This is a genomic window from Kistimonas ophiarachnellae, assembly GCF_057552235.1.
This window is the reverse complement of the sequence record NZ_BAAJPA010000010.1, coordinates 188,718-214,246: the sequence shown is the minus strand read 5'-3', so window position 1 is coordinate 214,246 and position 25,529 is coordinate 188,718. Positions and strand designations below refer to the sequence as shown.

At 52.4% G+C, this 25,529-nt stretch carries 28 protein-coding genes; 12 read left to right on the top strand and 16 right to left on the bottom strand.

The window, feature by feature from the left end; all coding sequences use genetic code 11:
• Positions 1-30: 30 nt before the first annotated feature.
• Genes AC27K1_RS14320 through AC27K1_RS14305 form a run of 4 tightly spaced genes read left to right on the top strand, consistent with a single transcriptional unit; the run spans position 31 to position 2,283 of the window.
• Entirely contained in the window at positions 31-846 is an 816-nt protein-coding gene (locus AC27K1_RS14320; RefSeq protein WP_487151471.1) for a DUF805 domain-containing protein, read from the top strand.
• A gap of 60 nt (positions 847-906) precedes the next feature.
• Positions 907-1,689: an SDR family NAD(P)-dependent oxidoreductase gene (locus tag AC27K1_RS14315; protein ID WP_487151469.1), complete on the top strand. Its 783-nt coding sequence runs from the start codon at positions 907-909 to the stop codon at positions 1,687-1,689.
• A gap of 32 nt (positions 1,690-1,721) precedes the next feature.
• Positions 1,722-1,907 carry a hypothetical protein gene (locus AC27K1_RS14310; RefSeq protein ID WP_395179618.1) on the top strand — a complete coding sequence of 62 codons (186 nt, stop codon included), beginning with the start codon at positions 1,722-1,724 and terminating at the stop codon, positions 1,905-1,907.
• Positions 1,908-1,935: 28 nt separating this feature from the next.
• Complete coding sequence (locus AC27K1_RS14305; RefSeq protein ID WP_487151468.1) at positions 1,936-2,283, top strand: histidine triad nucleotide-binding protein; 348 nt, start codon at positions 1,936-1,938, stop codon at positions 2,281-2,283.
• 19 nt (positions 2,284-2,302) lie between these two features.
• Here the strand turns inward: AC27K1_RS14305 and AC27K1_RS14300 are convergent, their stop codons facing one another.
• A complete protein-coding gene (locus AC27K1_RS14300) occupies positions 2,303-2,722 on the bottom strand; it encodes an OsmC family protein (protein ID WP_395180989.1) in 420 nt (139 codons plus the stop codon).
• Positions 2,723-2,914: 192 nt separating this feature from the next.
• On the opposite strand from AC27K1_RS14300, the gene AC27K1_RS14295 reads away from it, so the two are divergent.
• Both AC27K1_RS14295 and crp read left to right on the top strand, forming a co-directional pair.
• A complete protein-coding gene (locus tag AC27K1_RS14295; protein WP_395179621.1) occupies positions 2,915-3,046 on the top strand; it encodes a hypothetical protein in 132 nt (43 codons plus the stop codon).
• Positions 3,047-3,058: 12 nt separating this feature from the next.
• The gene (gene crp / locus AC27K1_RS14290) at positions 3,059-3,700 is read left to right on the top strand and encodes a cAMP-activated global transcriptional regulator CRP (protein ID WP_487151466.1); all 642 of its coding nucleotides are present in this window, start codon (positions 3,059-3,061) and stop codon (positions 3,698-3,700) included.
• A gap of 51 nt (positions 3,701-3,751) precedes the next feature.
• Here crp and AC27K1_RS14285 read toward each other — a convergent pair whose 3' ends face one another.
• A complete protein-coding gene (locus AC27K1_RS14285; RefSeq protein ID WP_487151465.1) occupies positions 3,752-5,281 on the bottom strand; it encodes a SulP family inorganic anion transporter in 1,530 nt (509 codons plus the stop codon).
• A 198-nt stretch (positions 5,282-5,479) separates the two neighbouring features.
• On the opposite strand from AC27K1_RS14285, the gene cutA reads away from it, so the two are divergent.
• Positions 5,480-5,803: a divalent-cation tolerance protein CutA gene (cutA, locus tag AC27K1_RS14280; RefSeq protein ID WP_395180993.1), complete on the top strand. Its 324-nt coding sequence runs from the start codon at positions 5,480-5,482 to the stop codon at positions 5,801-5,803.
• 63 nt (positions 5,804-5,866) lie between these two features.
• Here the strand turns inward: cutA and trpC are convergent, their stop codons facing one another.
• From trpC to AC27K1_RS14260, 4 genes are all read right to left on the bottom strand, one after another.
• Positions 5,867-6,679, bottom strand: a complete 813-nt coding sequence (trpC, locus tag AC27K1_RS14275) for an indole-3-glycerol phosphate synthase TrpC (protein WP_487151463.1) — start codon at positions 6,677-6,679, stop codon at positions 5,867-5,869.
• A gap of 1 nt (position 6,680) precedes the next feature.
• Entirely contained in the window at positions 6,681-7,718 is a 1,038-nt protein-coding gene (trpD, locus tag AC27K1_RS14270) for an anthranilate phosphoribosyltransferase (RefSeq protein WP_487151462.1), read from the bottom strand.
• A gap of 16 nt (positions 7,719-7,734) precedes the next feature.
• A complete protein-coding gene (locus AC27K1_RS14265; RefSeq protein ID WP_487151461.1) occupies positions 7,735-8,319 on the bottom strand; it encodes an anthranilate synthase component II in 585 nt (194 codons plus the stop codon).
• A 231-nt stretch (positions 8,320-8,550) separates the two neighbouring features.
• Entirely contained in the window at positions 8,551-8,691 is a 141-nt protein-coding gene (locus AC27K1_RS14260) for a hypothetical protein (protein ID WP_487151460.1), read from the bottom strand.
• A gap of 147 nt (positions 8,692-8,838) precedes the next feature.
• Between AC27K1_RS14260 and AC27K1_RS14255 the strand changes: the two genes are divergently transcribed.
• Both AC27K1_RS14255 and AC27K1_RS14250 read left to right on the top strand, forming a co-directional pair.
• Entirely contained in the window at positions 8,839-9,978 is a 1,140-nt protein-coding gene (locus AC27K1_RS14255) for a hypothetical protein (protein WP_487151458.1), read from the top strand.
• A gap of 211 nt (positions 9,979-10,189) precedes the next feature.
• Positions 10,190-10,372: a hypothetical protein gene (locus tag AC27K1_RS14250; protein WP_487151456.1), complete on the top strand. Its 183-nt coding sequence runs from the start codon at positions 10,190-10,192 to the stop codon at positions 10,370-10,372.
• Between the two features lie 20 nt (positions 10,373-10,392).
• Here AC27K1_RS14250 and AC27K1_RS14245 read toward each other — a convergent pair whose 3' ends face one another.
• The 3 genes from AC27K1_RS14245 to AC27K1_RS14235 form a co-directional block, all read right to left on the bottom strand.
• Entirely contained in the window at positions 10,393-11,598 is a 1,206-nt protein-coding gene (locus AC27K1_RS14245) for a quaternary amine ABC transporter ATP-binding protein (RefSeq protein WP_487151454.1), read from the bottom strand.
• Positions 11,591-12,493: an ABC transporter permease gene (locus AC27K1_RS14240; RefSeq protein WP_487151453.1), complete on the bottom strand. Its 903-nt coding sequence runs from the start codon at positions 12,491-12,493 to the stop codon at positions 11,591-11,593. Before AC27K1_RS14240 ends, AC27K1_RS14245 begins: the two co-directional genes overlap by 8 nt.
• A gap of 78 nt (positions 12,494-12,571) precedes the next feature.
• Positions 12,572-13,570 (bottom strand): ABC transporter substrate-binding protein, encoded by a 999-nt coding sequence (locus tag AC27K1_RS14235; RefSeq protein ID WP_487151451.1) that lies wholly within the window; start codon positions 13,568-13,570, stop codon positions 12,572-12,574.
• A gap of 137 nt (positions 13,571-13,707) precedes the next feature.
• Between AC27K1_RS14235 and AC27K1_RS14230 the strand changes: the two genes are divergently transcribed.
• Positions 13,708-14,232, top strand: a complete 525-nt coding sequence (locus tag AC27K1_RS14230; protein ID WP_487151450.1) for a MarR family winged helix-turn-helix transcriptional regulator — start codon at positions 13,708-13,710, stop codon at positions 14,230-14,232.
• 118 nt (positions 14,233-14,350) lie between these two features.
• Here the strand turns inward: AC27K1_RS14230 and trpE are convergent, their stop codons facing one another.
• From trpE to rpe, 4 genes are all read right to left on the bottom strand, one after another.
• A complete protein-coding gene (gene trpE, locus AC27K1_RS14225) occupies positions 14,351-15,829 on the bottom strand; it encodes an anthranilate synthase component I (RefSeq protein WP_487151449.1) in 1,479 nt (492 codons plus the stop codon).
• A gap of 406 nt (positions 15,830-16,235) precedes the next feature.
• The gene (locus tag AC27K1_RS14220) at positions 16,236-16,829 is read right to left on the bottom strand and encodes a hypothetical protein (protein ID WP_487151447.1); all 594 of its coding nucleotides are present in this window, start codon (positions 16,827-16,829) and stop codon (positions 16,236-16,238) included.
• Positions 16,830-17,126: 297 nt separating this feature from the next.
• Positions 17,127-17,813: a phosphoglycolate phosphatase gene (locus AC27K1_RS14215; protein ID WP_487151446.1), complete on the bottom strand. Its 687-nt coding sequence runs from the start codon at positions 17,811-17,813 to the stop codon at positions 17,127-17,129.
• Between the two features lie 111 nt (positions 17,814-17,924).
• Entirely contained in the window at positions 17,925-18,599 is a 675-nt protein-coding gene (rpe, locus tag AC27K1_RS14210) for a ribulose-phosphate 3-epimerase (RefSeq protein ID WP_395181014.1), read from the bottom strand.
• Positions 18,600-18,884: 285 nt separating this feature from the next.
• On the opposite strand from rpe, the gene AC27K1_RS14205 reads away from it, so the two are divergent.
• Positions 18,885-19,697, top strand: a complete 813-nt coding sequence (locus tag AC27K1_RS14205) for a hypothetical protein (protein ID WP_487151444.1) — start codon at positions 18,885-18,887, stop codon at positions 19,695-19,697.
• Between the two features lie 66 nt (positions 19,698-19,763).
• Here AC27K1_RS14205 and djlA read toward each other — a convergent pair whose 3' ends face one another.
• From djlA to AC27K1_RS14190, 3 genes are read right to left on the bottom strand one after another with little or no spacing between them, the layout of a single operon-like run.
• Positions 19,764-20,600, bottom strand: a complete 837-nt coding sequence (gene djlA, locus AC27K1_RS14200; protein ID WP_487151443.1) for a co-chaperone DjlA — start codon at positions 20,598-20,600, stop codon at positions 19,764-19,766.
• A gap of 3 nt (positions 20,601-20,603) precedes the next feature.
• Positions 20,604-21,293 carry an N-acetylmuramate alpha-1-phosphate uridylyltransferase MurU gene (gene murU / locus AC27K1_RS14195; RefSeq protein WP_487151442.1) on the bottom strand — a complete coding sequence of 230 codons (690 nt, stop codon included), beginning with the start codon at positions 21,291-21,293 and terminating at the stop codon, positions 20,604-20,606.
• A 38-nt stretch (positions 21,294-21,331) separates the two neighbouring features.
• Entirely contained in the window at positions 21,332-22,420 is a 1,089-nt protein-coding gene (locus AC27K1_RS14190; RefSeq protein ID WP_487151441.1) for an aminoglycoside phosphotransferase family protein, read from the bottom strand.
• 282 nt (positions 22,421-22,702) lie between these two features.
• Between AC27K1_RS14190 and AC27K1_RS14185 the strand changes: the two genes are divergently transcribed.
• A complete protein-coding gene (locus tag AC27K1_RS14185; protein ID WP_487151440.1) occupies positions 22,703-25,513 on the top strand; it encodes an LPS-assembly protein LptD in 2,811 nt (936 codons plus the stop codon).
• Positions 25,514-25,529 lie beyond the last annotated feature (16 nt).

Here is a 25,529-nt window from a genome sequence, read left to right as displayed (position 1 = left end):
TAACCATAATCAGGGCAAGGATTGCACCGTATGGATACCACACTGTACAAGATTGTTTTTGAGGGAGAGACGCACCCCGGCCATCACACCGCACAGGTTAAACAGAATTTCACAGACCTGTTTCGGGCGGAACCGCCACAGATTGAACGCCTGTTTTCCGGACAACCCATCATTGTCCGGAAAAATCTTAGGCAGCAGGAAGCCCGACAGTATGAAGAAGCAATCACCAGGGCTGGTGCTGTCTGTCGCATATTGATCCAGAAGCCAAGATACAGCCCTCCCAATCCCACTATTCTTGATACCCTCCAGGAACTTCCTCCCTGGGAAACTGAGCAAGCGACTTCCACCACGACAATTGATGCGCTTTCATCAAAGGGCCGTCTTGGACGCGCGCATTTCATTACCTATACATCATTGAGCTTTTTATTGGCTGCGGTTCTGTCATCGAGTTCATGGTTGCTAGCAACGGGTACAACACCCGTCATTCCACAGGGCGCAGCCATCATAACGACAATATCAGCCCTTCTGCTTGCGATACTGGCCAGCATTCCCCTGCAAATACGGCGACTCCATGATATTGGTCACAGTGGTTGGCTGAGCCTGATCAGTCTGACGCCTCTGACAAATATTCCCTTTCTCTGCTACATCGCCCTGCGCCCCGGAAATCGAGGCACTAATCAATACGGCCAACACGATGAAGTACCTTCCATGACGATTAATCTGCTGGCAATCATGCTTCCACTATTATTTGTCATAGCATCCGGACTCGCCATTATGGCAAACTTCAGCGAGTTGGAGATTTGGCGGCAGCAGACATTTGGTCAGCTGGCATCGCCAACAAAATAATAAGAACAGCGACCAGTCCCTGCTCGCTGGGCAACAGACTACCCTCCAAGGAGCAGAACCATGAAAGGACGAGTACTGATTACAGGCGCCTCTACCGGAATCGGTGAGGCAATGTGCCATTATCTGGCCAAACAGAAACATGACCTGGTACTGGTCGCACGCAATGGCGAACGTCTCCAGGCACTGGCCAAGACTCTGTCCGAACAGTTTGGCGTGACTGTCACCCCCTGCCCGATGGACCTTGCCGTGAATGGCGCCGCACTGTCCCTGCATGAATGGTGTAAATCCCAGGGGCTGACTATCGACATCCTGATCAATAATGCCGGTGTCGGCACACGTGGCGACTGGATCACGACAGACTTTGAAGATGAATACCGCCTGATCCAACTCAACATCGTCACCCTGGCCGAACTGTGCAAACTGTTTGCCCGGGATATGGCTGAACGCAAACAGGGCTGGATTCTTAACGTCGCCTCTGTTGCCGGTTTCCAACCTGGCCCCTGGATGAGCAACTATTATGCGTCAAAAGCCTATGTGCTGAGCCTGTCAGAAGGACTGGGACATGAATTGAAAGCTCATGGCATTACCGTCACGGCGCTCTGCCCGGGGCCAGTTAAAACACACTTTTTTGAAAATGCCGGCATTCCCGAAGAAAAAATCTTTTCCAATCCAGCGACCATGACAGCAGAAGCCGTAGCCGCAGCAGGCATTGAGGGGTTACGCAATGGCAAGCGCATCGTCATTCCCGGCTTTATCAACAAAATGATTGCTCAAAGCGGCAGGGTATCGCCCAGAAATATGCAAACAGCTGTTAGCGGCTGGCTCAACCAGCACAGCGTTTGATCTTTGGGACATTAACCGACGGTAAACACCCGATGTCACTCTCATTGCATAACTACAATATTGTCCGGGTCAGTGACGGCAAGCAGATCACCAACTGCACCATTGTGCGAATGTGTCATGCGCACGTGGTCGTAAAATACGAAGGGCGCAAATACAAAATCCCCTACAACCTGATAGACAAGGTGGTTGGTCACGAACTGCTGATGCCGGAAGAGTAACGGCGCCCATAATTCACAGGAGTCCTCCATGAGTACAGACTGTCTGTTCTGTCGGATCATTGCAGGAGATGCACCGGCAGAAAAAGTCTATGAAGACGACGACGTCATCGCTTTCAGGGATATTTTTCCGGCAGCGCCGACCCATTGCCTGATCATTCCGCGCAAACATATCAGTACGCTGAACGATGCTGACGAAAGTGATACACAGGTACTGGGGAAATTGATGCTAACGGCAAGCCGGCTGGCGAAAGAGGCAGGTATTGAGGAAAGTGGTTACCGGGTTGCCATGAACTGCAACCGGGGCGCAGGGCAAAGTGTCTTCCATATCCATCTGCATCTGCTGGGCGGCCGTCAGATGAAGTGGCCGCCCGGCTGATCTGTAGAAACTATCGCAATCAGATTTCCTGCACCTCAAAGCTGTGCGTGATCTCCACGCCAGCTTTGCCCAGCATGATGGATGCTGAACAGTATTTTTCAGCTGACAGTGCCACGGCTCGGCTGACGTGATTTTCTTTCAGGTCACGCCCTTTAACGACAAAGTGCAGATGAATTTTGGTAAAGACGGCCGGGACGGCATCAGCACGTTCTGCCTCAATCTCCACATGGCAGCTTATCACATCCTGGCGGGACTTCTGGAGCGTACTGACCACATCAATGGATGAGCATCCGCCAACCCCCTGCAGAATCATCTCCATCGGGCTCGGCCCCAGGTTATTGCCCCCGTGCTGTTGTGACGCATCCATCACCACCGAGTGCCCACTCTGGGTTTCACCGACAAACCGAAAACCATCAACCCACTTTACTTGTGCTTTCATTCGCGTTATTACCTGTACTCACTGTCCGGTGGGTGTGATGCAGGCTGTATATCCTGCATGATCAGGAGGGGTACACACCCGCACCAGGCGCTTTATAATCCAGTATCGCCGACCACCTGCGGATCACTTAGACAGTTTGTGACCTGCCTCGCAGACCTGATAGTCGTGAACCCGTAGAGTGAAGGCACTGGCATGGATGTCGCAAATGGTACTCGAAATCACGGTGCCCTGATACTGATAACAACATCGGCCCGTCGGCCGCCGGGAAGTGGCAAACACTTCCGTCTGCTGGCACATCAGGCCGTTTCGCTGACCATTAACTGATGCCGGAAACCTATGGTAGTACTCGCACAGTCCCGACAGTTGACGGAAAAAGAGCGTTTTCTGACGCACTGCCACCGTCACCGCTACAAGGCTAAAAACAACATTATCTGCGCCGGCGACCCGGCCGACACCCTTTATTACATTGTTGAAGGTTCTGTAACCGTCTTCGTGGAAGACGACGAAGGTCGTGAAATAATCATTGCCTACCTGAATGCCGGTGATTTCTTCGGCGAGTTGGGCTTGTTCCTGAATGATGAAACCAGTGTTCGCAGTGCCTGGGTCAAGGCCCGTAGCGTCTGCGAGATTGCCGAAATCAGTTACACCCGGATACGGGAATTAAGTAAGGAGATGCCCGGCATCCTGTTTGATATCAGCACCCAGATTGCTGCGCGCCTCAAGCAAACCACCCGCAAGGTCAGTGACCTCGCCTTTCTGGATGTGACCGGCCGTGTTGCGCGAACTTTGCTGGATCTCTGCCAGCAACCTGATGCCATGACACACCCTGACGGAATGCAGATTCGCATCACCCGCCAGGAGATCGGTCGTATCGTGGGTTGTTCAAGGGAAATGGTGGGACGGGTACTGAAAAACCTGGAAGACCAGGAACTGGTCTCCGTGAAAGGCAAAACCATGGTTGTCTTTGGCACCCGCTAAACTCTGATCAATCCAGCATAAAAAAGCCGGCAAATTGCCGGCTTTTTTGCATTAACCCAGTTTGTCACTGGCGACATGGTAGTGTGGATCTTCCAACACATTCACTTCAACCAGATCCTGTGCACGGCTCAACAACGAGCGGCATTCCTCGGTCAAATGACGAAGATGCAGTTTTTTACCCGCCTTGGAGTAACGCTCGGCCAGTGTATCGATCGCTTCCAGCCCCGAGTGATCACAAACCCGTGAATAACGGAAATCGACAATGACATCTTCCGGATCACCCTTGGCGTCAAACAGCGCCATGAAATGACTGACTGAGCCGAAGAACAGCGGACCATGCAGTTCATAGACTTTGCTGCCTGCTTCATTGATCCGCAGGTCCACACGGATATGCTTGGCATGCTCCCAGGCAAATACCAGCGCTGACACTATCACTCCGACAATCACGGCAACCGCCAGGTCAGTCCACACCGTCACCGCAGACACCAGAATCAGAACAAACGCATCACTGACGGGAATCTTGTTGAGGATTCGAAGGCTACTCCACTCAAAGGTGCCGATCACTACCATGAACATTACCCCGGTAAGCGCTGCCAGCGGAATCTGCTCAATCAGGGACGAGGCAAACAGGATAAACACCAGCAACATCAGTGCTGCAACAAGTCCGGACAGGCGGCCTCTCCCACCGGAATTCACATTGATCATGCTCTGCCCGATCATGGCGCAACCGCCCATGCCGCCGAAGAAACCTGTCACGGTATTAGCGACGCCCTGGGCGACACATTCCCGGTTATTCTGGCCGGTGGTGTCAGTCAGCTCATCAATCACACTGATCGTCAGCAGTGACTCAATCAGGCCAATGGCAGCCAGAATCACGGCATAGGGGAAGATAATTTCCAGCGTTTCCCAGGTCATGGGCACAGAAGGAATAGAGAAGCTCGGCAATCCACCGGCAATGGACGCCACATCACCGACTGTACGGGTATCCAGATTGAATCCAATCACCAGCACCGAGACACCAACGATTGCCGCCAGGGACGAAGGCACCGCACGGGTCAGGCGGGGCAGAAGCATGATGATAGCCATGGTCAACGCCACCAGCGCCAGCATCAGATAGAGCGGCTCGCCACTGAGCCAGACCTTAACGCCATCGGCCCCCACGATCTTGAACTGCTCCAGCTGGGCGAGAAAGATCACAATCGCCAAACCATTCACAAAGCCAAGCATCACCGGATGGGGCACCAATCGGATGAATTTCCCCAGTTTGAACACGCCCGCCAGCATTTGCAGGAGCCCCATGAGCACAACGGTGGCAAACAAGTATTGTTCACCATGGGTTGTCACCATCGACACCATCACCACCGCCAGCGCGCCGGTCGCACCGGAGATCATGCCGGGACGTCCGCCAAGGGCAGAGGTAATCAGCCCCACCATAAACGCCGCATACAGGCCGGTGAGCGGGCCAACACCCGCAACAAAAGCAAAGGCAACCGCTTCGGGAACCAGCGCGAGAGACACCGTCAGACCTGACAAAACATCGTTCTTGTACCGGGAAAATCGCTCGAGCTTAGTGAAAGTCATAGGCATTCGTTATTGTTTAAAGATTCGAAGGTAGGCATGTAAAAGGCGGCGAATCATACCAGAACCTGCCCTTTTCTCAAAAACCGTTAGACTGATAGGTATCTGGACACGCATGGCGAGGTACCGAGGGTGGCTACCTTCACACGCCTGTGGTTGCTGGTTCTTTTCTCTCAACTACTGACGGGCTGCATACATCCAATGAGTAAAAAAACAGAGTATTGTGTGGTAATGACCACCTGTCCAACCCAGCTGGAGGCTGATACCCACGCAAGGGCGATCATCGAAAAGGGATTGGGCGCCTGTGTCCAGACCAGCCAGATACAGAGCCATTACCAGTGGGAAGGCAAGGTGCAGACTGAAAATGAGATCCTGATGCGGATCAAAACCACCTGCGCGAAATATGCTGATCTGGAAGCCTACCTGGTGGCGGAACACAGTTATGAAGTCCCGCAGATCATCCAGCTGCCGATTACCGCAGGCCTGACCGATTACCTGGACTGGGTCAAAAAAGAAACGAAGTAACAAAAAAAGCCTGGCAGAGGTGCTCTCCGCCAGGCTTTTTTTATCTCTTCAGTAAATATCCCTCTAGTCGAGACAGGATGCGAACAACTCCCTCAGCATCTGCCCAGGGTCAGGCTGACGCATGAACGCTTCCCCTACCAGAAACCCATAGACGTTATGCGCAATCATGGCTGAGACATCGTCAGCGGTATGAATACCGCTTTCAGTCACGACCAACCGGCTGTCCGGAATCTGTGACAGCAGCTCGTAAGTGGTATCCAGCGACACCTCAAATGTATGCAGATTACGGTTATTAATCCCGAGCAGGCGATTATCCAGCGTCAGCGCACGCTGTAACTCCTCGGCATTGTGGACTTCCACCAGCACATCCATGCCCAGAGACAGGGCCAGATCATTGAGCCCGTGCATGGTTGCATCATCCAGAGACGCCGCTATCAGCAGGATGCAGTCCGCCCCGATCGCACGTGCTTCATAGACCTGATAGGGGTCCACGATGAAATCCTTGCGAATCACCGGCAAGGCGCAGGCGGCTCTGGCTTCCCGGAGGTAGGCGTCGCTGCCCTGGAAAAAATCAACATCCGTCAGTACAGACAGGCAGGCAGCGCCAGCCCGCTCATAGCTGACAGCGATTTCCGCCGGATGAAAATCCGCCCGAATCACGCCTTTGCTCGGCGAGGCTTTCTTGATCTCGGCAATCACCGCTGCCTGCCCGGCATCGACCCGCTGCTGCATGGCACGAACGAAGCCGCGCACAGGGCTGGCAGCCTGCGCGGCTTCCTTCAGGGCTCCAATCGAGCGAACCTGTTGGCGCTCCGCGATTTCTTCATGCTTGCGGGCAATGATTGTGCGGAGAATCGTCGGGGTTGTCTCTGTCACCTCAGGCCTCCCGGTATACCTGGCTGAAACTGGCCAGTTCCTGCAATTTCTCAAGCGCTAAACCAGTCAGGATGGCATCCTGGGCCATTTCCACACCCAGCTTGAGTGTTGCCGTGACATTAGCCGCATAGATTGCCGCCCCTGCATTCAGTGCAATCATATTGGCGGCTTTTTCTGCGTATTTCCCTTCGCGCTTACTCAGGGCATCACGAATCAGCGCCAGTGAACTGTCTGAGTCATCAACAGCCAAACCGATCAGGCTTTCACTCTTGATACCCAATTCCTCTGGTTTGATGGCGTACTCTGTCACCTTGCCGTCTTTCAACTCCGCCACATAGGTTTCACTGGCAATACTGATTTCATCCAGCCCATCGCGGGAATGCACCACCAGAACATGATTGCTGCCAAGACGGTTCAACACTTCCGCCATAGGGCGGCAAAGCTCCCGGGTAAAGACACCAATCACCTGGTTGGGCACCCCGGCCGGGTTGGTCATCGGCCCGAGAATGTTCATGAACGTGCGAATGCTCAGCTCTTTGCGCGGCCCGACCGCATATTTCATTGCCGCGTGGTGCATGGGCGCAAACATAAAACCGATACCGACCTCTTCGACACAACGCGCCACCTGTTCAGCATTCAGTTCAATATTCACACCCGCTGCCTGAAGCAGATCCGCACTGCCCGTGCTGCTGGAAACCCCTCGATTACCATGTTTGGCTACCTGCGCACCTGCTGCTGCAGCAACAAAGGCCGACGCGGTGGAAACATTGAATAAATTCGCACCATCACCGCCGGTACCGACGATATCAACCAGATGGTCACCCTGAACCGCAACCTTGCTGGCCAGTTCCCGCATCACCAGGGTCGCGCCGGTAATTTCATCAATACTTTCGCTTTTCATGCGCAATCCCATGAGGAACGCGCCAATCTGGGCCTGGGAGGCCTCGCCAGTCATGATCTGCTTCATGACCGACACCATCTCATCCTGATCAAGATCCAGGTGCTGAACCACCTTGCTGATTGCCTGTTTGATATCCACTACACCCACTCCTGACTCAGATTTGTTGTTTTAGGAAGTTGGCCAGCAATGCATGGCCTTGTTCAGTCATGATGGACTCCGGATGGAACTGTACCCCTTCAATGGCCAGTTCGCGGTGCCTGAGACCCATGATCTCATCCATGCTGCCGTCTTCATTCTCGGTCCAGGCCGTGATTTCCAGACAATCCGGCAGTGTTTCAGCGCTCACCACCAGCGAATGGTAACGGGTTACGGTCAGCGGATCGTCCAGCCCGGCAAAGACGCCTTTCCCCTCATGTCGCACCGGGGACACCTTGCCATGCATCACCTGCTTCGCACGGATCACATCACCGCCAAATACCTGTCCCATGCTCTGGTGCCCAAGGCAGATGCCCAGTAACGGAATCCGGCCGGCAAAATGGCGAATCGCTTCCATGGAAATACCAGCTTCATTGGGTGTGCAGGGTCCGGGGGATATCACGATATGGTCTGGCCACAGTTTTTCCAGCTCGCTGACGGTAATCTCATCATTGCGATACACCTGTACGTCAGCGCCCAGCTCTCCCAGGTACTGGACAACGTTATAGGTGAAAGAATCGTAGTTATCGATCATTACGAGCATAAAGGCCTTCCGTTTAGAGATTTACAGCCATACCGCCGAACCCACCGACCGCACCGTTGCAGCGCAGTCACTGGGAACAGGCCTGAATCCTAACATATTTCTTCGTATTATCTTGCGTGTCACCGGCGGAAAACACGATCAGAGCAGCTAATTCCACATCCATGTCCCGGGCCCGGGACGACGTGATAGCGCCATGCCTTCTGACAACATCTGCCGTTGAACTGGCTAACGTCACGCACCAGCGTTCATAACCGTCAGCGGATACGTCGTCCTCACCGGATAATGTTGATAGACAGCAGCGATAAACACCGGCACCAGCCCGGCTAACGCCAACGCATCAATGACAGACATAAGCGGTTTTATGTTAATCATTTTTGCTTTCTGGTTACTGACGATCGATTCCAAACCCCATCTAATTAAGTGGTCAGGTAAGCGACAACATAAACCGCCGCGTGGCTTGGCCACGACACCGTCAGTAATGTTTTACAGATTTTTTTTAACACATCACAGGAACGACTTATGGAAACCAGAGCAACAGCAGGCAGTCAGATAGCACCAAAGGCTTCACCGGAATCTCCTCCCGCCAGTCTGTCGGCGGCAAGTGAGGCCGCAACACGCTCTACCACTATTCCACAGACTGAAAGTCTGACGCCGCAAACTTCACTTGCCAGAATTCCTGTTGCAAGTCCCGTGGATAAAAAGGAACTTTTCAAACATCTCTTTAATTTCAGCAAATCGTACGAACATAATATTCATAAAATTAGCAACGAAGCGATCATATCGGGAGAAGGATTTGATCTGCAACTCCTTTTTAATAGAGCGAAAAAACTCGGTGTAACAGGACTTCTCAGTGTCGCGGAAATAACAAGGATAGGGTATGAGAGCAAACTGATTGATAGCGAGGAAGAACTCTGCCAGCTCCGCATTTTTTACCTACACCTTTTAATTTTTTTACATAACAGGAATATAACGGATATTCATCAACTTTTTAACCACAGCAAACTATTTAAAACATTCAGCAAAGAATGGGAAAACATTGATCCAAAAAATACCACAATACCTTCTCAGTTTTTTCTAAAAGAGTTTAACAAAATCTCACAGATGGAGGATATTAAGGCAGCCAGAAACTCGTTAAATAACCTACTCAAAGAGATTAATACTCTCCAACAGTCAGGCCGTGAAGAAGCCAGTTCCGCCATAGAGATCAAACAAGAAAAAACTGCGGCTAAATTTGAACGGCAGATTTCGAAAAGCGTCAGCCCCAAAAGCTCAAACTGGTTTGGCAGGTTCGCATCGTTTTTTAAGTCGCCTCCTTCTTCAACAGAGAGCCCCTTTGAGCAACCACAACCAGAGAATCCGTCAGGCATGGTAAGTCAGGAAGCGTTTATTCTTCGCCCACGCTCCAGGTCCTTCATGAACCCTGAAGAATGGGAACGATCAGCTTTGCTGCCCTCACCCTCACCTCACGATCATACTCCAGATCAAATGTCCGCCCAGGACAGAGACTCAGAGATGACTTATGTCTTTCTTGATATCTTGAATATCGTCGAAAGAAAATCAGTAGTGACGCCAACGTCTGTTCTTTCGCTAACAACATTGAAAGCGTTGTCAACAGCCTTTAAAAATAGTGATAAGGGACCGAAGTATAGGATGCTATAACGATCACTGGTAATGGGTACGCTGTGCATTTTAGATTATGCCCGCCATTAAAAAAGTGCCCGGAAAACCCTTGCCATATCACGACTTTTGTTACGCACCTTGTGGTGTCAGGGTGATGCCTGTCACCCTCCGCAGGTGATACCGCCAACAAATTCGCCAGAAGTCTCGCAACGATTTACTGAGAAATTCTGTATAATTCAGCAGAATTCATTTGCAAAGCCTACTGAACACCATGTCGCAGTTTTTTTATAAAGGCAGTCGCGTCAATATGCAGGATCACCGCGGCACTGGCTACACCCCGAAAAAAGTGGATCGTGTCGGCACAGAAGCCAATCCTGCCCACGTCTCGGTGCAAACCGAGGAGCGTGAACAGGCGCTTCTGGCGCTGGCGTGAACCCACAACGTCGAGCCTGCTCACACCATCTCTTTCTGTTCAACCTCCGCCCCACTCAACACATCCGCAATACAGCTCAGTGGTAACGCGCCCTTGAGATTGCCCTCATCGTCCACCACCGGCAGGGAGTATTCTGCTTCCAGCGTATCCGGAATAACGGTTTCAAGTATGGCTTCAGGCGATACTGCAGGCACCTCATGCCATATCGCCCTGGTCAGTCGCTGCGAAGGTTCAATTTTAAAGGCTTTCTCCAGCGCTTCCTGAGTGACGATGCCTTGATAGCCATCATCATTAACGTAATAGCCGTAATCACCTTTGGCGCGCTTCATCTGCTGCAGCGCGCCTTCAATTTTATCTGCAGTGATGCGGCAGGCAGGTGGCTGCATGACCGTTTCCACCGTCAGCGCCCGTGCCCGGTTAACATCCTTCACAAACGCTTCGACGTAGCTGGTCGCCGGGTTCAGCAAGATTTCTTCCGGCTTACCCTGCTGTACCACTTCACCGTCTTTCAGAATGGCAATGCGATCACCAAGACGCAGCGCCTCATCCAGATCATGGGTGATAAAAATAATGGTTTTCTGCAGTTTGGCCTGCAGCTCAATCAGCTGGTCCTGCATTTCACTGCGGATCAGCGGATCCAGTGCTGAGAAAGCTTCATCCATCAACAGCACATCCGCATTGGTACACAGTGCCCTGGCGAGTCCTACTCGCTGTTGCTGACCGCCGGACAATTGCGCGGGGTATTGCTCTTCGTAGCCTTTCAGGCCAACCGTCTCCAGCCATTCCCGCGCCCTTGTCTGCCTCTCAGCCTTGCTGACATTTTGTACCGCCAGTCCATAGCTGACATTTTCCAGCACAGTGCGGTGCGGCAAAAGGCCGAAATGCTGAAAGACCATCGACATCTTGTATCGACGAAATTCCTGCAGCGCCTTTGAACCAAGTTCCGTTACCTCAACATCATCCACCTGAACCTGACCTGCCGTCGGATCAATCAAGCGGTTGAAGTGACGGATCAGGGTCGACTTTCCAGAGCCGGACAGCCCCATGATCACAAATATTTCACCACGATTGATGCTGAGGTTAATGTCCTTCAACCCAACGGTATGACCGGTTTCAGCCAGAATCTCATCCTTGCTTTTGCCTTCATGCACCAGGGGCATGACTGACACGGGGTTTGGTCCGAAAACTTTGTAGAGTCCCTTCACCTGAATCAATGGTTCAGCCATGTTGCAGTCCCTCCAGGTGACGTTGAGTCCGCTTGCCATAGGCCTGCGAGACGCGGTCGAAGATAATTGCCAGCGCAACGATGGCAAGTCCGTTGAACAAGCCAAGCGTAAAGTACTGGTTGGTAATGGACTTCAGCACCGGCTGCCCCAAACCCTTAACACCGATCATGGAGGCAATCACCACCATGGACAGCGCCATCATAATGGTCTGGTTAATACCAGCCATAATCGTCGGCATAGCTAGCGGCAACTGCACGCCAAACAGTCGCTGCATCGGACTGGCGCCGTAGGCCGTTGCCGCTTCCAGCACTTCCTTATCCACCAACCGAATACCCAGGTTCGTTAAGCGAATAACGGGAGGAATGGCATAAATCACAACGGCGATCAGTCCCGGAATCTTGCCAATCCCCAGCAGCATGACGACAGGAATCAGGTACACGAAGGCAGGCATGGTCTGCATGACATCGAGCATTGGCGTGACCGTGGTCTGCACCCGGTCAGAACGCGCCATCAAAATACCAATGGGTATGCCCAGCGCTATCACCAGTAACGTACAGACAAAGATAATACTCATCGTACGCATGGTGTTTTCCCACATGCCGAAATAACCAATCAGCAGGAACGACACCACAACCCCCAGGCACAGTTTCCACGAGCGGCTGGCCACATACACCAGTGCAGTCACCGCCAGGATCACCAGCCACCAGGGCGTTGAAATCAACAGTTTTTCAAACCAGATCAGAAAGTTCAGCAGGGGATCAAAGAAGGATTCGATCAAATCGCCATATTCACGGGAGAAGTCCCGGTAGGCGGAATCCAGCGTCTTGCGGATGTCCCGGAGGTCGGACCGGTCCATCTGGGGAAACGTATTAAACCATGACCGTTCGTCACTCATGGCAGATACCTCACACGACAGGAGAGAGAATAAGAAACTGTGCGCAAAGCCGGCCCTCCAAGGAGCCGGCTATCGGCATTACAGGTTCTTGAGCGCCACTTTGACTTTTTCAGCCACCGCTGGCGTTACCCAGCCAGACCAGGTGCCTTCAAACTCAGTGAGGAAGTGCTCCATGGCCACATCACCATCAGCCTGATTATCTTCCATCCAGGCCAGCAGCGAATTCATATCGGCATTTTTAAATGAACGACGAGTGAGGTAGTCGTAGGCTTCCGGTGCACGACTCGCGAAGCTCTCCGTGGTTACGGTATGCACGAGTGAAGGCGGATACATGGTCACACCAGGCTCTTCACAATCGGCCTGGGTGATACAGCCTTTGAACATCTCCGGATCAACGCCGGAACCAAAGTCGACTTTCACCATTTCATACTTGCCCAGTACGGCAGTCGGCGCCCAGTAATAGCCGAACCAGGGCTCCTGACGTTCATAGGACTTGGCAATAGAACCGGACAGACCTGCGCCAGAACCCGGATCCAGCAGATCAAAGCCTGCGTCTTCCAGCTTCAGTGCCTTGAACAGGTTGCCGGATGAAATCTGGCAGTTCCAGCCCGCAGGGCATCCGTAAAAAGCGGCGCTGTCGGGGTCTTCAGGATGTTCGAACAGGGATGCGTTATCAATAATGCCCTGAATCGTGGCCAGTTCCGGCTGCTTTTCTACCAGGTATTTCGGCACCCAGAAACCTTCTTCACCACCATCAGAAAGCGCCTTTCCGGCATAGCGCAAACGCTGGTCGGCGACCGCTTTATCCAGCGCTGCCTTGATAGAGTTACTCCAGAGTTCCGGTGCAATGTCCGGTTCGCCCTTTTCAGTCATGGAAGTACCGGTGGGCATGGTATCGCCGGGAACCAGCTCGGCGTCGCAGCCATAGCCATGTTCAAGAATGAAACGGTCCACATTGGCTATCAGCGTTGCAGAGTTCCAGTTCATGTCCGCAATGGTGACTTTGCCACAATTGCCATCCGCCATTGCGATGGAACCAGCAAACATCAGGGGTAAGCCAAGCCAGGCAGCACGCATAATGAATCCTCTTTATTATTCTTCCGCCGGCATATTACACATCTAATGTTTAGACTTCAAATTATTACATGCCAAAGCTTCAGGAATGAAAAACACTGGGATATACTCCACTCAACCACGACACGATCAGTAACATCATGAACAACACCCCATACTGGCAAGACGTCCTCATTTCTCTTCGGCGCATCATTCGGGCGACAGACCTGCAATCCAAACGCATCGTGAAAGCCTGCGGACTGACGATTCCACAGGTGATGGTATTGCGCGCCATTGAATCGCTGGGGGATGTGACGGTACGCCGGATTTCGGATGATGTTTCTCTCAGCCAGGCGACCGTGACAACCATCCTGAACCGGCTGGAAGATCGTCAGTTAATCGAACGGATTCGCAGTGTCAGTGACCGCCGGGTTGTTAACGCCCGCCTCACTGATGGTGGCCGTGATGTGCTGACACGGGTTCCTCCCCTGCTGCATGAAGAGTTCATCACCCAGTTTGAAAATCTGAACGATTGGGAAAAAACGCAGATACTGTCATCGCTGCAGCGAATCGCTACGATGATGGATGCTGAGTCGCTGGATGCCGCGCCAATACTGGATATCGCAGCCCCTGCCAAGGATGCACAGGTTGCGTCTAATAAGGCAACGGAAGCAGCTCCCGCTTAAATCAGAATAATGGTTTTCTCATTGCTCTTTAAGAGGAAACGTTTGAGGAAATTTAAAAATACCAACCCTCAGCAAACAGCCTTCCCGGCGACAGCAATACCGTCGCCGGAAATAACTATTAATTATCTAGACCTCGCCGCACCATATCGACAGCCCGGAAAATCGCTCTCCCTTTATTCATGGTTTCCTGCCATTCGAGTTCAGGCTGGGAATCAGCTACAACCCCTGCACCTGCCTGAATATGGAGTTGGTCATCCTTGATAACAGCAGTACGAATCGCGATGGCTGTATCCATATTGCCATTCCAGCCCAGGTAGCCCACAGCACCGCCATAAACACCGCGTTTTATCGGCTCCAGCTCATCAATGATCTCCATGGCCCGAACCTTGGGCGCACCGCTCAGGGTACCTGCAGGCAGCGTTGCCCGGAGAACATCCATGGCGCTCACCCCATCCCTGATCTGCCCTGTCACATTGGAGACAATATGCATGACATGGGAATAACGCTCGACGGTCATCTTGTCAGTCAGCTCAACCGTACCGGTTTTCGCCACCCGCCCCACATCATTGCGCCCCAAATCAATCAGCATCAGGTGTTCAGCGATTTCCTTGGGATCATTCAAAAGATCCTGCTCCAGCAGCAGGTCTTTTTCTTCCGTCGTTCCCCGCTTGCGGGTACCGGCGATAGGACGCACAGTGACTTCACCATCCTCCAGACGCGCCAGAATTTCCGGTGAAGAACCCACCACATAGAAATCGCCCAGATTCAGGTAATACATGTAAGGCGATGGATTCAGACAACGCAGCGCCCGGTACAGATCAAGCGGGTTTTCACTGAAAGGAATCGACATCCGTTGGGAAAGCACCACCTGCATGGTATCCCCCGCCAGGATGTAATCCCGGATTGTCTCCACGCCAGCCTTGAACGGCTGCTCACCAAAAGAAGAAATAAACGCCTGCTCGGATACCGCTTCTCCCTCACCGGAAGCCGGCAGGGATACGGGCGTATTCCTGAACGATTCGAGGAAGCAATCAATCCGTAGATTGGCCTTCTCCAGCGCACCATGTTCAGAAGGATCAATATGGGTAATGAACTGCACCTTGCCACTGAGGTTATCGAAAACCACCAGGTCGTCCGATAGCATCAGCAGAATATCCGGCGTCCCGATAACATCTTCCGGCTGGGTCTTTGCCAGCTTGGGCTCGATATAACGCACAGTGTCGTAGCCGAAATAGCCGACCAGGCCACCATGAAAACGGGGCAGAGATTCCAGTTCCGGCACGCGATAACGGCCAATAAAGTGCTCCACCTCTTCCAATGGATCACGACAGGTACGCTGTTCAACCACCTCCCCATCGGTTTCAATGACCAGTTCATGCCCGGTCACCTTAAATACCGTCTGACACCCCAGGCCGATAATGGAATAACGCCCCCACTTCTCGCCGCCCTGTACGGATTCCAGCAGGTAGGTATAAGGCCGATTCGCCAGTTTCAGGTAGGTGGATAACGGGGTATCGCAGTCTGCCAGCACTTCGCGGGTTACAGGTATGCGGTTATAGCCTTCAGTAGCCAGCTGCTCAAATTCCACGGGCGTCATGGGAAAGTATTCCTTGATAGCAATGAAAAACGGAAAAAGTGACTTAACGGGTGTTCAACGCCAGCGGCACCATCGGCCGGTTGCCGAGGTGACAGAGTGAGACAGGTGGCAGGTAAAGGAGACGTAAGTCACAGCGTACTCCGCTTCATTCTGGTGTTATTGAGCTTAGGTGTGAGCCTATATAAGGCGTGATGCAAGATCAACCTAATTTAGTTGGCTATCCCAAAACAAAATATTGACAGGCGTGCAGACTCTCTCCCAAAACCAATCCCCCAATACAGAGATATATCAGAACCCTGACCCTCTTAAAGTAAGGCTGGATTCAAGCAATACACAAGAAAACAGCATATAACGACTTTTCAATCAAACAAAAAAATCAACCTTCTTCGCGCATTTGACGCCTATTTTAAGCATCATCCAACCCTTGCATAGCAGCTCTCAGAAAACCGTAACCAATCATCAATGGAAACGCGAATAAAGCAATAGTTCGATATTCATCATCTAATCCCAGATATTCTGCATAAACCAATGATAATTGAACAAGAACAGTAAAACCTGAAATCAGAACAGAATACCTTGTCACCTCAGGACACTGTCCACCACCAAGAGCAACACCAGCAAAATAACCCGACCATTGGCAGAGCGCAGTGTAACTAAAAAATGCGGCAAGACGATTATTCAGCAAACCATGAGATAATCCAGATAAACCGGCATGAATCATTACCCCCCTAAATATTGCATCTCGTAAAAACGTGTCTACTACAGTATTAAAGGCCGCTATTCTACGTTCATGCAACATCTGGACTTCTTGCTGATCAATATTAAAACAATCACTTTCAGTTAAACGCTTACGACAACTTTGAACCGTACAGTATCGTTTAAGCTCAACAAAACAGGCACGATCAAACTTGTGACCACAATTGCGGCGGTAAGCTACCTCACTTTTTTGTTTGTGACATGAACCACAACGAAAGGACTCAATACCTGAAAAATAATTCATACATTTCCCTTCTATACAACAAACCCTATAAAAGAAAGCAAATCGAAATAAATCTACTAACCTCTGAACACTATTAAAAATACACAAAAACCAAACAATCGAGATTCAGAAAACAGATCAAACCAGAAAAGCATTAAAAACAGGAATCCCTTAGAAAAACACAAACAATGCGAATGAGAAGACTGTCTTTCCAAATGAAAAAAGTAATAATTACTCAGACCAGACTCTTTCTGGCAAGCCAGATTTTCAGAACTAATGGATTGAAAATCTGGCTTGCCAAATAATAGTGAATTGTTATCAGACCAAAACTGACAGGTCACTAACAACCCAGTCAGGCTCAGCAGTTTCAATCGGCTGACCATGGTTATAGCCATAAGGCAAACCAATCACGCGAATGCCTGCCGCTTTCGCTGCAATCACATCATTTTTGGAATCACCCACCATTAATGCTGCGTCGACACTGACATTGCACTGCTCAACCACATGCAACAACGGTAGCGGATGCGGTTTTTTCTCCGGCAACGTATCGCCACCGATCACCTGGGAGAAGAACTGGGTTAACCCTTTTTCTTCCAGCAACTGGGCCGTGAAATTACCGGATTTATTGGTGACCACAGCCTGCTTCACGCCTTGTTCCTGCATGGCGATCAGGAACTCAACCACGCCGGGATAAACGTCACTGAATTTGCCGCAACTGGCACTGTAGGCTTCACGAAATAACGCGTAACCCTTTTCGAACAATGCCTCATCGACACGACCCGGCTGGTCACCGTCCATATCATCCGCCAGTGCCCGCCTGACCATCACCGGCACGCCGTTACCGACCCACAACCGGACTTTATCCTCGCCCGCTGCAGGCATACCCAGTTGTGTCAGCATCTGATCGATCGACCAGGCCAGATCCGGCACACTGTCGACCAGCGTCCCGTCAAGGTCATACATGATGACAGCAGGCAGACGCCCAAATAGTTCCAGCAGTTTCATGGGTATTCCTTACAGCAAGGGAAAAGAGTCACGAATCATGGAAGCTGGTTACCATGAAGCAACCAGCCATACCTCAATAGTGCAATACAGTGTATCGTGGGAAGCGATTAATTAACCGGCAACCGCAGCCAGCTCATTGCGCATCTGGGTGATAACAGCCTGGTAATCGTCCTTCCCGAAAATGGCAGAACCGGCCACGAAGGTATCCGCGCCCGCTTCGGCAATCTCGCGGATATTCTGCACACCCACACCACCGTCGACTTCCAGGCGGATATCCAGGCCGCTGTCATCAATCAGTTTGCGGACATGGCGCAGTTTATCCAGCGTAGACGGAATGAATTTCTGGCCGCCAAAACCGGGATTCACGGACATCAGCAGAATCATATCCAGCCGATCCATCACATATTCCAGACAATCGGGCGTTGTCGCAGGATTCAATACCAGACCCGCCTTGCAGCCGCCATCACGGATCATCTGCAGACTGCGATCCACATGTTCACTGGCTTCTGGGTGGAACGTGATGTAAGTGGCGCCGGCTTCAATAAAATCACCAATGATACGATCCACCGGTTTGACCATCAGGTGCACATCAATCGGCGCCGTAATACCAAATTTACGCAGAGCCTGGCACACCATCGGCCCGATGGTCAGGTTGGGAACGTAATGGTTGTCCATAACATCGAAATGGACGATATCCGCACCGGCATCCAGAACAGCCTGAACGTCTTCACCCAGGCGGGCAAAGTCAGCAGACAGAATACTGGGGGCAATGGCGAAAGGTTTCATTGAGACTCCGCAGGTGTGTGATTCCGGAAATCCGGCCATTCTACTGTATTAGCCCGCCGGGTTTCTAATGCCAGTACGTCATCATTTTCAATACTGAATAAACAAGCACATCCCTCATTGCTGCCAACCATCTTCAATACCTAACCCATTGTCAGTATTGCTGACAGATTCTGAACCCGACGGTTCTTCATGGAGTCCAATCACTGATACCTGTTTTCCAGTCATCCATAAGACGGACTACCTGTATCCCCTAAAACCTGATAAATGCAACGATTGGAGAAATCTATGACTAAAACCTTTACCTCCCTGATAGCCGGCATTGCATTATGCCTGTCAATACCTGGCATGAGTGTCGCAAATACTGTCCCACACGCATTCCACAACAGCCACCAACACCCCATCATCACCTGCAACCATTTGATAGAACTTCTGTTTCTGGATGACCTCTGGACCCAGATTGTGGCCGAAAGAGACCTGGAATCCATGGGCGATTTCTATGATGAGCATTCCATACTGGCAGAGTTCCCATACGACGAAAGCAAGAATCTCGTTGGTGTCGAAGCCATTGCCGACATGTTGGACAATGGGCCATTCAGCCTGTCCGGCGAGCTGTCTCTGAGCACACGCCCTTTTGCAAGAATTGCCTATCAGGATACCGGCCTGATTATTAAACAGTGGACCATGGTCAATACTGCGGGCACCTTCCAGGGGATTGCCGTTCAACTTCTGAACCATGACGACCACTGGAACCGGCTGATAGATCTGGAAGCCAGTGGCCTGGTGAATCTTTCCGATTTCGTTAACACAGACCAGACCATGGATAACACAGCGTTTGATGATCTCGCTGACCATCTGTTATCCGCCATGGAAGGTGCCAGGGTCATCAACCTCGATAACAAGGATGAAGCCGTCACCTATCCGGATTCAGAAATAACGGTTACTACGCTTGCCGCCATCCCAAATCAAAACCATGGCTTGCTGATTGCCAAAGTTAGCGATGCCGACCATGAATATCTTACTTTCAATGCTGTAGAAAAGACTGAAAACGGCTGGAAGGTTGTTATTCAGGCAAGAACAACACTGTCTACTGACGAATAAACTGATCTATAAAAAAGGCGCAAACCTGAACGGTTCTGCGCCCTTTTTCTATCCAACAATCATTAATTACTTTCTTTTTCGTTCTTCCTGAATCAGGTCGTAGGCTGCCTGAATTTCCTGGGTCTTTTTCTTGGCCATTTCCATCATTTCTTCCGGTAACCCCTTGGCCACCAGTTTGTCGGGATGGTGCTCGCTCATCAGTTTCCGGTAAGCCCGCTTGACATCTTTATCCGATGCATCGGGTGACACACCAAGAGTGGCGTAAGCTTCTTTCAACTTGCTGCGGTTATCGACGGGTTGACGATAACCATGGCTGCCCTGCTGCTGGTAGCCACCACCACCGTTATAACGGCTGTAAAACGCGCGCTGGGCCTGGAAACGCTGATGGAGAATCTCGAACGTGAACCGGTTAATCCCAAGGTATTCGCAGGCTTCGTGCAAAACCTGCATTTCTGCCTGGCTCAACTGCCCGTCGGCATAAGCTGCCTGAAGCTGAAGCTCCAGAAACATCTGAATCAGACTGCCAGAACCGGCTGCACGACGAAATTCCAGCAGCACACCGCGAATATCACAACCGGGGCTTTTGCCCTGGTTAAACAGATCAATGGCCTGCTGACGCTGATCGGGCGAGAGGCGCATCTCATTCATCAGGGTCGTGGCGACCTGAATCTCTTCTTCGTTAACCCGCCCATCGGCCTTGGCCAACTTGCCCATGACCAGGAAGGTGGCCCGGAAAAACGCGGTTTGCGTCTGGCGTCGGCGCTCACTGCTCTGACCCGCCCCATAGACAATCCTGGGCTGCTGACTGGAAATCCACGCCGCAATCAGGGCGCCGATCACCGCGCCAAACGGACCGCCAAACACAAACCCCAGAAATGCAAATAATAAAATCCTGAACCACATGTTTTACTCACTGGCCGGCAGGCGACCGGCATTCAAATCCTGATCCAGCTGCTGCAGGCGCTCAGGCGTCCCGACATCCAGCCAGTAACCGGTAAAGTGTTCTCCCGTCACCCGCCCCTGGGCTGCAGCCTTGCGCAGCAGTGGCGCCAGGGGGAAACGACCCGGTTGGCATCCCCGGAATAACTCGGGGGAGAGAAGACTGATACCACTGTACGTTAATGTTCTGTTTCCGGCCGATTCCGGCACCAGCACCTTGCCGTCACGCAGACAGAAATCACCCTCCGGGCGATGTTCCGGGTTATCCACCAGCACAAGGTGAGCCAGACTATTTATGGGCATCTGCAGCGATTTAAAGGAAAGACGGGAAAACACATCGCCATTCACCAGCAGAAAGGGCTGATCACCCAGCAGCGGTAGTGCCTTAAGCAAACCACCCCCGGTTTCCAGCGGCTCGTCCTCGCGAGACCAGTCGATATGCAGACCCCAGCGTTCACCGCTACCCAGCGCTGCTTCCAACTTGTGTCCCAGCCAGGCATGGTTGATGACAATATCGCTGAATCCTTCACTGGCCAGCCGCTCCAGATGGTGCTCAATCAATGGCTTACCGCCTGCCTCGAGTAAAGGCTTGGGGGTTTCCAGTGTCAGGGGACGCATCCGCTCGCCAAATCCGGCGGCCAGGATCATCGCTTTCATCGGTACTGCTGACGACTCGTTGTCTGACATCCTGTTACTTACTCATCGGTTAACCGGTAATCCTGCCACCACGTTTGCTGCGCCAGCCGTGGCTGAACGTCGTTGCGCAGCCAGTCTGCCTGCCCGGCAAGCACCGGGTAGTGGTCACACACCCACAGCAGGTAGGCGAAGACCCGGGGCACATCCTGCAGGTAATCCGGCTTGCCATCGCGCAGCCAGAGCCGGGCGAAAATCCCCAGCACCTTGATATGCCGCTGGGCGCCGATCCAGTCAAACCAGCGTCTTACCGTGGTGCCATCATGCCCGGACAACACGTCGGAACGCCCCCGGAAATCCTCCAGCCACTGGTAGACCTGCGCCTGCGGCCAGTCAATGTAACAGTCACGCAGCAACGATGCCAGATCATAGGTGGCCGGCCCCAACACCGCCCCCTGGAAATCAATGATACCCAGCCCTTCAGGCAAGACCATCAGGTTGCGGGAGTGATAATCCCGGTGAACCGGTACCTGGGGCTGCTCCAGTGCGGAAGCAGTCAATTGTTCAGACAAGGCATCCAGCAACGCCTGCTCCGCCGGTCCGATTGTCATTCCCAATAACTGTTTGAGGCACCATTCTGGAAAGAGTTCCATTTCCCGCTGCAGCATGGCCGTATCATAGGCCGGCAAGGAGTAATCATCGGGAATCCGGGTCTGTTGCAACAAGCGAAGATCCGCCAGCGCCTTGTCGTAAAAATGACTGACCGTCTTGTCATCCAGCGAGAACTGAAGCACTTCGTTGCCAAAGTCCTCCAGCAACATATAACCACGACCATAATCGACAGAGAGCACCCCCGGCGTGCGCAGGCCCTGGCGCTGCCAGCTGTTGGCAATAGCAACAAAAGGACGGCAATCCTCATGTTCGGGTGGCGCATCGACCGCAATCCAGGTTTTCGCGTCAGACACCCGGGCCGGCTCATCACTGTGCGCACGGAAATACCGGCGATAACTGGCGTCGCCGGAAACGGCTTCCAGGTTTTTCTGAATGGGATGGCCGGCCACCTGGTCCAGTTCATCCGCACACCAGCGGCTCAGTTCCAGAAGACGGTTATCGGTCTGACGGGGCATGATCGCATCCTGTCGGTCAGTCATCAGGCAAGGCCTGGAAAAATCAAAAAGGAGGTAGTCACTCTATACAGCGCCAACCTGAAAAAGCCGTATCGCCCATCGCAATAACGCTGTCAGCGTGCTGTGGCATTTCGGTCCAAATGTGGCTAGCTTATATCACCGCCCGGTGTTTCTTCCATTAATCCTACACCACCTGACGGCTATCCCTTATGAAAGCTGGTCCTCAGCTACCGGAATGCTTTATCATGCAGGCCTTTCAGAGTACAGGCATGTCAACGCCGACAGGATGGCCGGACTGATTACCCAATGGCAAATACACTTTTTACCTTAAAAAACAGGCTACCACTGGTCATCACCACCGGACTTCTGGCTGGCCAACCCATTATTCCCCTGTATGCCGCCCAGACGGACGGCCTGCCGGTCAACACTCAATGGAATTGCCGCACCAGCAGCGACGGTGGCTGGCTGTGTGGTCAGGGCGCCCGTGATATCGGACCGCTGAAACCAGCGCCGCGGATGCCAATCACACCGGCGCGCCAGAATCGCCTGGCTACCTCTGTCACCATCGAAACCGAAACGGTCACCGCCGCTGAGAAACTGCCTCAAGCCGCTACCGCAGCCGGCGTTTCGGCGACTGCCGTATCAACCACGCCTGTTGCCAGTGAGCCGCCTGCGGTTATGAAAACCCTGGACTGGGTCTCCCTGACACAGCTGCCGATTGACCGCCAGTCTGATCGCAATTCATTACTGTGTGAAGGCGGCTACCTGGAGCCTGAACGTCCCGGCATGGATTATGTCGGTGACCCGGCCGATGCGCCGATACTCGCCGCCGCCGATGCCAGCACCTACCAGGAAGAAGGTTTCGGCACCCTGAGTGGTAACGTGGTAATCAACCAGGGCTACCGCCAGATTAAGAGTGATGTTGCCAAACTGAACCGCAACGAGAACATTGCGGACTTTGAAGGCAACGTCGTGATCCGCGAACCCAACCTGCTGATGACCGGCGATGACGCCACCGTCAACATGACCAGTGGCCGCGCGGAAATCACCGATGCGCAGTACGTGTTCCACCAGGAACGCATTCGCGGTCAGGCCAGCAAGATTGTCCGCCGGGAAAACGGTGTCATCGATATGGATGACGCCAGCTATACCACCTGTCCGCCGGAAGGCTGTGTCTGGGAGCTGAAAGGTCAAGAAGTGGAACTGAATCCGCTGACCGGTTTCGGTACCGCCAAACACGCCACCGTCCGTGTACAGGATGTGCCGGTGTTCTACACACCGTACATCTATTTCCCGATTGATGACCGCCGCCAGACCGGTTTGCTCTATCCCACCATCGGCTTTGGCGATACCGATATCGGCTTTGACTACACCCAGCCCTGGTACTGGAACATCGCTCCCAACTACGACGCCACCATCACGCCGCGCTACATGAGCAAGCGGGGGCTGATGCTGGAAAATGAATTCCGTTACCTGACGGAAAACGCCAGTGGTGAACTGGGCGGTGCGTTCCTGTCGAAGGACAAGCACAAGGACGAAAACCGTAACTATGACCAGGATCGCTGGCTGATCAACTGGCAACATGAACAACAGTTAACCACCAACTGGGATTACAGGATTGATTTCGCCAACGCCAGCGACAAGGACTTCCTCAGCGATTTCGGCACCGGCCTGAAGCTCGGCAGCCAGAACCCTCTGAACCAGCAGATCACCTCCACCTACTACGGCGGTGGTGACAGCGCGCACCAGTGGCGGTTTACAGCGAATGTTGAAAAGCTGAAAAACATGTCCATTGATTCCGACGATCCCTATAACAAGGAACCGCAGCTGACGTTGCAGGGTGACTGGGACATGGGCGCCGGTTTCGGACTCAATTACCTGGTGGATTACACCGAGTTTGACCGGGACAAGGACTGGGATTACAAGCGCAAAATCAAAGAGACTGATTTTGACAAGGAACACGATATCGAACGCCCGGTTTACGGTGAAGGCACTGGCATTAACAATGCTGTCGGGCAGCGGCTCTACCTGCAGTCAGGCGTGAAATACCGTATTGATCGTACTTACGGATTCCTGGAGCCAAGTGTTGGCTTTACCTCTGTCGGGTATGACCTGGATCGTCTGGACAAAAACGAATTTGATACCAGCCCAACAACGTCTGCCCCCTACTATGCCATTGACAGCGGTTTGTTCTTTGACCGTCAGGCCTCATTCGGAAACATGAAGTTTACCCAAACGCTGGAACCGCGTGCCAAGTATCTTTATGTTCCCTACCGCAGCCAGCAGGATGCCAATCCGGACTTCGACACCGCTGATATGACGTTCAACTACGACAGTCTCTGGCGTAACAGCCGGTTCAGCGGTTATGACCGGATTGCCGATACCAACCAACTGGCGTTAGGCGTCACAAGCCGTTTCCTCGAAGAGAATGGCTATGAGCGTTTCCGGTTTGGCATAGGCCAGATTTTCTATTTTGAAAAGCGGCAGGTGTTTGTTGATCCAACACTTAATCAGGATGAAAACCCCGATTTCAATCCGGGTAGCGAAAAGCAGCGCCTGATCGACGCCAACGAAGCGTCAACCTCACCGCTGGCAACGCAACTGGTCTGGAATATCCGCGAAGACCTGAACCTGCGCCAGGACTGGATGTACAACACCAACCGCGGCCACATTGATGAGTACGCACTGGCGGTTCACTATCTGCCGGAACAGAATCATGCGCTGAATTTCCGTTACCGCTACCGTGACCAGGTTGACCGGGCGGAGAAAGGCGATGATGGCAACAACACCGGTCGCTACGTCAACGGCAACCTGGAAGAAGTCGACGCCTCCTTCCTGCTGCCACTGACCACCAACTGGAATACCGTGGGACGCTGGACGTACGACATCACCAACTCCCGCAAGATGGAGCGCTCGTTCGGTATTGAACGCGACAGCTGCTGCTACAAGGTTCAGGTTCTGTACCGCAACTGGATCGACCCTGACGATGACATTGATACGGCCGAATCCAAAAAAGGTGTCTTTGTTCAGTTCGTCCTCAAGGGGCTCGGCAGCCTGACCGGCACAAAAGTCGAAACCTTCCTGCAGGATATCGACGGTTACCGTCCAGAGGAATAATTTGAAGATTTTATCA